The organism is Actinomyces sp. ICM58 (assembly GCF_000283035.1).
In the GTDB taxonomy this organism is placed as follows: domain Bacteria; phylum Actinomycetota; class Actinomycetes; order Actinomycetales; family Actinomycetaceae; genus Pauljensenia.
The window spans coordinates 1-8,074 of sequence record NZ_ALIY01000222.1; the positions used below are offsets into that span (position 1 = coordinate 1).

Genomic DNA, 8,074 nt, shown 5'->3' on the forward strand with positions numbered 1-8,074 from the left:
GGACTCGCCGGCGGAGGGCGGCGTCGACGCGCCGGAGGAACAACCCGCGACCGCGAGCGCGCACGCGCCCGCCAGGAGGACGGCTGGCTTCTTCAAGGACATGAGCACTCCTCACCCGGCCACCGCGGATGCGGCGGCCTGCTGACATCTCCAACATAGCGCAGCGCCTGCCTCGCCGGGGCACGACGGCCCACCCACCCGAGGCCCGCGCATACGTGTGGGCCCGGGACGCTCGCGGTGAGCGTTCCCGGGCCCAGGCCTCGTGAGTCAGAAGCAACCGGCCAGCGTTAACGCTGCCAGACTCCCGACTCATCGAAGGTGTAGACGCGACCATTGATCGTGTGCGTGCCGGTGAACATGGCGCCGTCAGGCCCCAGGTAGTACCAGGAACCACCCAGGTTCACCCAGCCAGTCACCATCGCGCCCGAGGCGTTCAGGTAGTACCAGGAGCCACCGTCGGCCACCCAGCCGATCGCCATGACCCCGTTGGCGTGCAGGTAGTACCAGGAGCCGCCCTCAGCCAGCCAGCCGGTAGCCATGACCTTCGTGACGGGGTCGAGGTAGTACCAGTAGCCACCGTCGCGCACCCAGCCACCCACGAGGGCACCCTCGGAGTCGGCGTACACCCACGCTCCATCGGCACGCTGGAGGAAGCCGGTCATCATGTAGCCGGACGGCCCGAACTGGTAGTCCACGCCATTAATCGTGAACCAGCCAGCCTTCAGGTAGTCAGTCCCATTCGCGCACACGTACCACCAGCCCACAGCATCCTTGGCCCAGTGACCCCCCTCGGGGCTGGTGCAGGGCAGCGTGACGCCGGGGTTATCGGTCGGCAGGTCCACCACGCGAGCCTCGGAGTGATTGAGCCCGTAGTCCCACGCCAGCAGATACGGGTGGGCGATGACGGAGCCGGTGCCGCCCTGGTCGGTCCATGCCTGAGAGATGTCGGACATGGGGATCTCGAACTCGTAGCGGTACCTACCGTCGTCGCCCTTGACACCGTCGGTGTCAGAGAAGACGTGGCGGTAGAACCACAGGCCGTCGGCCGGGTCGTGCAGGTCGATGCCGGCCACGGGCTTGTTGTCGGTGACCGTGACGAGCAGGCGGGCGTTGCCGCCCTCCTCCGTGTACTCCAGGTTGGCGACCTCGGGGGCGGTCGTGTCGATGCTGAAGTTGTACGAGATCGACTGCTCGGCCTGCGAGGGGCCATCGTTGTGCGCAGAGAGCGTCAGCGTGTAGTCGCCGTCGGGCAGGTTCTTGTACGCGTCGGAGCGCAGGTCCAGGGTCGTGGGCTCGTGGCCGTCCTCGACCCAGGTCATCTTGCCGGTGCTGGGGTTGACGCCGGACTTCCAGGCCTGGTGGGTCACATACGAGGCGACGGATTCACCGGCGGCGTTCGCGTACACGGTGTTGAGCGTGTGGACGCTGCGCAGGGTGCCGGTGCGCGGTTCGAGGACCGTGGGAGCGCCCGAGGCCTCGGCGCGGGAGAGGACGTAGCGGTCAGCCTTGGGCGTGCCGGTGCGCGCGTCGGCCTTGACCAGGGGGTTGTATCCCAGCTGCTGGCCCGTGGTGCCGTTGTAGATGCCCGAGGCCAGGGTGTGCGCTCCCCCGTCGGAGGCGAGGGCGTCGAAGATGGGGGCCTTGCCCCAGTCGCCGTAGAAGCCCATGTAGGGCACGGTCAGGTCGGGCTGACCATCGGTCTTCGAGGTGAGGCGCACGAAGCCGTCGAGGAACGTGCCGTTGGGCGCATTCTGCGCGACGTAGGAGTCGAAGGCGGCGCGAGGCGTGACGTCCACGCCCACGGTTGCCTCGCCCGAGGCGGGGACGGTGATGGTCGCGCCTTCGCCGGTGCCGCTCACGGCCGCGCCGGAGTAGGCGATGTCCACGCCCTTGCCTCGCCAGTCGGAGGAGTGGCCGGTGAAGAACCCATCCTCAACGATCTCGGAGAGCGCCTGCGTGTTCAGGGCGTAGGTGGCCTCGACGCTGGAGAGGTTGTGGAGGGTGACGTCGAAGTGCCATCCCTTGGTCCCATCCCCCAGGTCGGCCTTGGGTCGGGAGGACTCGGGGGCGCCCTTCACGGTCGGGTACACGGACGAGGTCGTGGCAGCCAGGACGTTCGTCAAACCCGAGCCCTGCTTGCGCGGGGAGTACGGGTCGCCGGTGTCCTGGAGCGGGTCGGCGATGGGAGCGGCCGTGCCCATGATGAGGTTCTGGACGACGTCAACCTTCTCGCGCGCACTCATCGAGGCGAAGAGCGGATCATTCTGGACGCGCTGCAGGACGACCGCGCTCACGCCCGACATCTGCGGGGTCGCCATCGACGTGCCGGACATGAACTCGTAGGTGCCTCCGGGCACCGAGGAGTAGATGTTGCCGCCGGGCGCGGTCACCTCGGGCTTGAGGCGCAGGTCCGGGGACACGCCCCACGAGGAGAAGCTCGACATGGAGTACTTCGAGCTGGGGGCGACGACCTTGCCGGGGGCGACGCTCAGGTGATGGTCGGCGGCGGCCAGCATGGCCTCGCCGTCCGCCTGCGAAATGAATGCGGCGGGCACGCCGTTCGTCGCCAGGCTCATGACGACGAGGGAGTCACCGGGAACGTTGTTGTAGACGATGAAGCCGGCGGGCTTGGAGCCTGCGATGTTGTCGAACTTGGTCTGGAAGGTGAGGGAGCCTCGCTTGACCAGCACGATCTTTCCGGCCAGGCCCTCGGGGTACTTGGCCTTGAGCGCGGCGCCGTCCTCGGCCGAACCGATGCCGCCGTCGACATATTCGAAGGGGCCGCCGGTCAGATCGGACAGGTCGGGCATCTTCTGACCGTCAGCGCCACCGGCCCGCTGGAAGGGAATATCGCGGTCGCCGACGGTTAACGCGCTGTGCGCCAGCGAGTTATCGACGGAGGCGACGGAGACCACGGAGGAGTAGGTCGCCGGCTCGCACTGGGTGGAGGAGTCCGGGTCGGACGCGAAGGGCAGGTTTTTGCCGGAGGTATTGCCGTATCCGGCCGTGTAGTGGTTGCCGGCTGCCGCGTTGACGGTCACACCCACGTCCTGCAGGCTCTTGAAGACGGTCGCGTAGACCGAGTCGGCCTCGTTGTCCATGCCTCCGAGCTGGCCGAGCGACAGGTTAATGACGTCGGGGTGCAGGATCACCATGTCGTCGAGTGCGGCGAGCAGCCCGGAATCGGTGATGTCGCCCTCGACGCTGCGCGCGACCTTGGCGACTATGATCTGCGCGTCGGGCGCGATGCCGACAATTTCGCCCGCGTTGGCCGCGGTGATGCCGGCGACGTGCGTGCCGTGCGATCCGGCTTGTCCGGTCGGCGAGGCGTCCGGGTCGTTATCCGCGTAGTCGTAGGCGAAGGGGAACTTCTCCGAGACGTAGGTGCCGGTCTTGCCGTCGCCCAGCTTGGGGGTCAGGGACGCCACCTTGTCCGCCGAGAGCGCGGGGGTCCCCCCGAGGGCGCCCGCGAACGCCGGATGCGTCATGTCCACGCCCGTGTCGATGACGGCGATGACCTTCCCGTCGCCCTTCTGGGTGATCTGGTCGGCGTGCATCATCAGCTGGGCGCTGAGGTTGGCGGGGTCCTGGGTTGAGGTACGGGCGGAGTTCGTCGCTCCCTCGCCAGCGACCTGGTCGTCGGCATCATCGACGCGGGTCTCGCGATCAAGGAAGGCGGCCTTTACGCCGCTCGCCGCGCGGATCGCGTCGAGAGAGCCGGCGGGGGCCTTGAGCGCGAAGCCCCGCAGGGCGTTGTCGTACTCGCGTTCCACCTGGGCGGAGGTTCCGGGGAAGGCGCCGGCCACGGCCTCGTTGATGGAGGCGAGGGAGGCGGCGCGGTCTGCACCGTCATTGAGCTGGACGATGATGCTCACGACGGCGGCCGAGTCGGCCTCGTCGGTCGCCTGGGCCTGATCGGCCTGGCTGGTCTGTCCGCTCTTCGAGGTCAGCGCGGTGTCGATGTCGCCCACGGGCAGGGACGAGGCCGTGGCCCCCTGGGTACCCTGGGCGGGAGTCGGCGGCGCTGCGAGGGACGCCGGACCGGTGACGGCCAGCGCGCAGGCACCGACGAGCGCGAGAAGCGCCGTTGGTTTCTTCATTGTCATGTGCGTAACTCCAATGTGTCGACAGTGGCCGTCCCTAGGGGCGGAAGGGCTCCGCCGTGTCGGCCGCCACACCCAACATACCTCACGCGAGCCATGTGACAAACTTTGTCCCACATTGGGAAACAATTGACAATTATTTTACCGACAAACTATGAAGAGGCCCGGGAGCGTCACCATCGCAACGCTCCCGGGCCTCGACAATCAGCCTGTCCGGGTCTGAGGCGGTCAGGTCACCCGACCCACGCACCGTTCATGTCAAAGACGTAGGTGCGTCCGTTGATCGTGTGCGTGCCCGTCAGCATCGCTCCCGAGTAGGACAGGTAGTACCAGGAGTCGCCCACCTTCACCCAGCCGGTGGCCATCGCCCCGGAGGCCTTCAGGTAGTACCAGGAACCATCCACCTGCACCCAGCCGATCGCCATGACGCCGTTGGCGTGCAGGTAATACCAGGACCCGCCGTCGGACAGCCAGCCGGTACGCATGACCTTCGTCGCGGGATCCATGTAGTACCAGTAGGGGCCACCGTAGGCGCCGTCGCGCACCCAGCCGCCCACGAGGGCACCCTCAGAGTCGGCGTACACCCACTCGCCGTTGGCGCGCTGGAGGAAACCGGTCACCATGTAGCCGGTGGGGCCGAACTGGTAGTCCACGCCATTGATCGTGAACCAGCCGCCCTTGAGGTAGTCGGTGCCGCCCGCGCACTGGTACCACCAGCCGATGGAGTCACGCACCCAGTGGCCACCCTCGGGGTTGGTGCAGGGCGCGACGACGCCCGGGTTGTCGGTGTGCAGGTCAACAGTGACGGCCTCGGAGTGGTTGAGGCCGTAGTCCCACGCGAGGATGTACGGGTGAGAGATGAGTTCCTCGGTGGAACCCTGCTCCTGCCAGCCCAGGGCGATGTCACCCAGGGACACGGACATGTACACGTGGTACCTGCCGTCGGCTCCCAACTGGTCGCTATCGTTATCGGCAACGTAGCGGTAGAACCACATGCCGGAGCGCGGGTCGTGCATGGTGACGCCGGCGATGGGCGAATCGTCGCTCACGTCAATGCTGACGTCGGAGCCACCGAAGTCGCCCTCATGGTACACGACCCCTTCCACGACCGGGGGCGTCGTATCGACGCGGAAGTCGTAGGAGATGGACTGCTCGGTGGGCGAGGGCCCGTCGTTGTGCGCGGCGATCGTCAGCTTGTAGTTACCGTCGGGCAGGTCCTTGAACTCGTCGGACGTCAGGTCCAGGAACCTCGGTGCATGCTCCTGCTCCACCGGGCTGATCGCTCCGGAGGAGGGGTTCATCATCGACTTCCAGTTCTGATGGGACTCGTAGGAGGCGACGACCTCGCCAGCCCCGTTGGTGTAGGTGGTCGTCATCGTGTGGACGCTGCGCAGCGTTCCCGTCTTGGGGTAGATGGCGTTGGGAGCATAGAGCGCGTCGGAGCGGGAGATGACGTACTTGGAGGCGTTGGGGCGCCCGCTGCGCTCGCTATCCTTCGCCAGGGGGTTGTAGCCGAGGGGGTTTCCGCCGTCGGTGGCACTGATCGACGAGGCCAGGATATGTCCGTCGCCATCGGAGGCAAGAGAATCGAAGATCGCGGGCTTGCCCCAGTCACCGTAGAAGCCCAGGTAGGGCACGGTCAGGTCGGCCTGCCCCTGGGTACGCGAAGTGAAGCGCACGAAGCCCTCAAGGAAGGTGCCGGAGGGGGCGTTGTCGCTCACGTAGCGAGCGAACTCGCTACCGGGCGTCACGTCGACGCCGACGGTGACCTCGCCCGAGGCCGGGACGGTGACGGTCGCGCTCTCGCCGGTGCCGCGCACGGCCGCGCCGGAGTAGGAGATCGCCACGCCACGGCCTCGCCAGTCGGAGGAGTGGCCGGTGAAGAACCCGCCCTCAACGATCTCGGAGAGCGCCTGCGAGTTCATCTCGTAGGTCGCCGCCACGCCGGAGAGGTTGTGGAGGGTAACGTCGAAGTGCCAGCCCGTCGTGCCGTCGCCGAGGTCCGCCTTGGGGCGGGAGGGATCGGCGGCGCCCACGACGGATGGGTACACGGACGAGGTCGTGGCCGCCAGGACGTTCACCAGGCCCGCTCCCTGCTTGCGCGGGGAGTAGTAGGCGCCGGTGTCCTGGAGGGGGTCGACGACGGGGGTCGCCGTGCCCATGAGGAGGTTCTGGACGACGTCAGACTTGTGACGCGCGTCCATCGAGGCGAACAGCGGGTCGGACTGGACGCGCTGCAGGACGAGCGCGCTGGCGCCCGTCAGCTGCGGGGTCGCCATCGACGTGCCGGACATGAACCCGTAGGAGTCCTCGGGCAGCGAGGAGTAAATGTTGCCGCCGGGCGCGGTCACCTCGGGCTTGAGGCGCAGGTCCGGGGACACGCCCCACGAGGAGAAGTCTGACATCGAGTAGGGGGCGTTCGACCTGACCGTCAGGCCCTCGACGAGGGTCAGGTGGTGGTCGGCGGCGGCCAGCATGGTCTGCCCGTCCGCCTGGGAGATGAACCCAGCGGGAACCTCGAGCGTCGTCAGGCTCATGACGCTGAGCGCGTCGCCGGGGACGTTGTTGTAGACGAGGATCGCCGCGGGCTTGAGCGAGGTCAGGTTGTCGATCTTCTCCTGGAAGGTCATCTGACCGCGCGAGACGAGAACAATCTTCCCGTCCAGGCCCTGCGGGTACTTCGAGCGCAGGGCTGCGACGTCTTCCCGAGTACCGAACCCACCGTCGACGTATTCGTAGTCACCGGGGGGCATCTCGGCGATCTGAGGAATCTCCCCTCCGCCCTCTCCACGCGCACGCTGGTAGGCGATATTCTTACCGGCCGCGGTGAAGGCGTTGACGGACAGGAGGTTGTCGAGCGAGGCCACGGACAGCGTGGGGCTGTACGTGGCGGGCTCACCCAGGGTCGAGGAGTCGGGGTCGGAGGCGTAGGGCAGGTTCTTACCGGAGGCGTTGCCGTATCCGGAGGAGAAGGCGTTACCGGCGGCCACGTCGACGATGATGCCCTTGTCCTGCAGCGTCTCGAAGATGCCCGCGTAGAGGCTGTCGGCCGCGTTATCCATGCCAGCGTCCTGGCCGAGCGACAGGTTCACGACGTCGGGGTGCAGGATCGCCATGTCGTCGAGGGCGGCCAGCAGCGCGGAGTCCAGCATGCCGCCGCCGTCCTGCTCGACCTTCGCAACGAGGATCTGCGCATCGGGGGCCACGCCCATGATCTCGCCGGCGTTGGCCGCGGCGATGCCGGCGACGTGCGTCCCATGAGGCTCCAGGGGCGAGGCGTCGTTATCCTCGTCCGCGTAGTCGTAGGCGAAGGGGAACTTCTCGTTGACGTAGACGCCGTCCTTGCCCCCACCCAGCTGGGGCGTGAGGGAAGCCACCTTGTCCGCCGAGAGCGCGGGCGTCCCAGACAGGGTGCCCGCGAAGGCGGGGTGCGTCATGTCGACGCCCGTGTCGATGATGGCGACGACCTTACCCTGCCCCCTCTGGGACACCTGGTCGGCGTGCATGATGACCTGGGCGCTGAGGTTGTCGGGGTTCTGGTCGGCCAGACGCGTAGCCTGGAAGCCACCCTCGGCGTCGACTCCCGCCACATCGCTGACGTGGGTCTCACGGTCGATGAACGCACCCTGAACGCCGCTGGCCGCGCGGATCGCGTCAAGAGAGCCGGCGGGGGCCTTGAGCGCGACACCCGAGAAGGTGTTTGAGTACTCGCGCGTCACCTCGGCGGAGGTTCCGGGAAAAGCCCCGGCCACGGCCTCGTTGATGGAGGCGAGGGAGGCCGCGCGGTCGGCGCCGTCCTGAAGGCGAACGATGATGCCGACGACGCGCGCCGGATCCTCCTCGGAGGACGCTTGGGACGAAGAGGAGCCCAGCGTTTCGCCGCTCTTCGAGGTCAGCGCGGTGCTCTCGTCGCCCACGGGCAGGACGGGGGCGGCGGGCGTGGCTGCCTGGGGGGAGGCGGGGCCCGGGTC

Annotated in this window: 2 protein-coding genes; both read right to left on the bottom strand. The window is 67.6% G+C overall.

All coding sequences use genetic code 11. The features are described from left to right. Window positions 1-287: 287 nt before the first annotated feature. Window positions 288-4,106: a S8 family serine peptidase gene (locus tag HMPREF1138_RS09940; RefSeq protein WP_009059419.1), complete on the bottom strand. Its 3,819-nt coding sequence runs from the start codon at window positions 4,104-4,106 to the stop codon at window positions 288-290. Window positions 4,107-4,336: 230 nt separating this feature from the next. After that, window positions 4,337-8,074: S8 family serine peptidase (locus tag HMPREF1138_RS09945; protein WP_039937899.1), on the bottom strand; the 3,738-nt coding region annotated here is incomplete at its 5' end.

Excerpts from the sequence above, each read along its gene's own strand:
- HMPREF1138_RS09940 (WP_009059419.1), bottom strand. The coding sequence starts at position 4,106 with ATGACAATGAAGAAACCAACGGCGCTTCTCGCGCTCGTCGGTGCCTGC.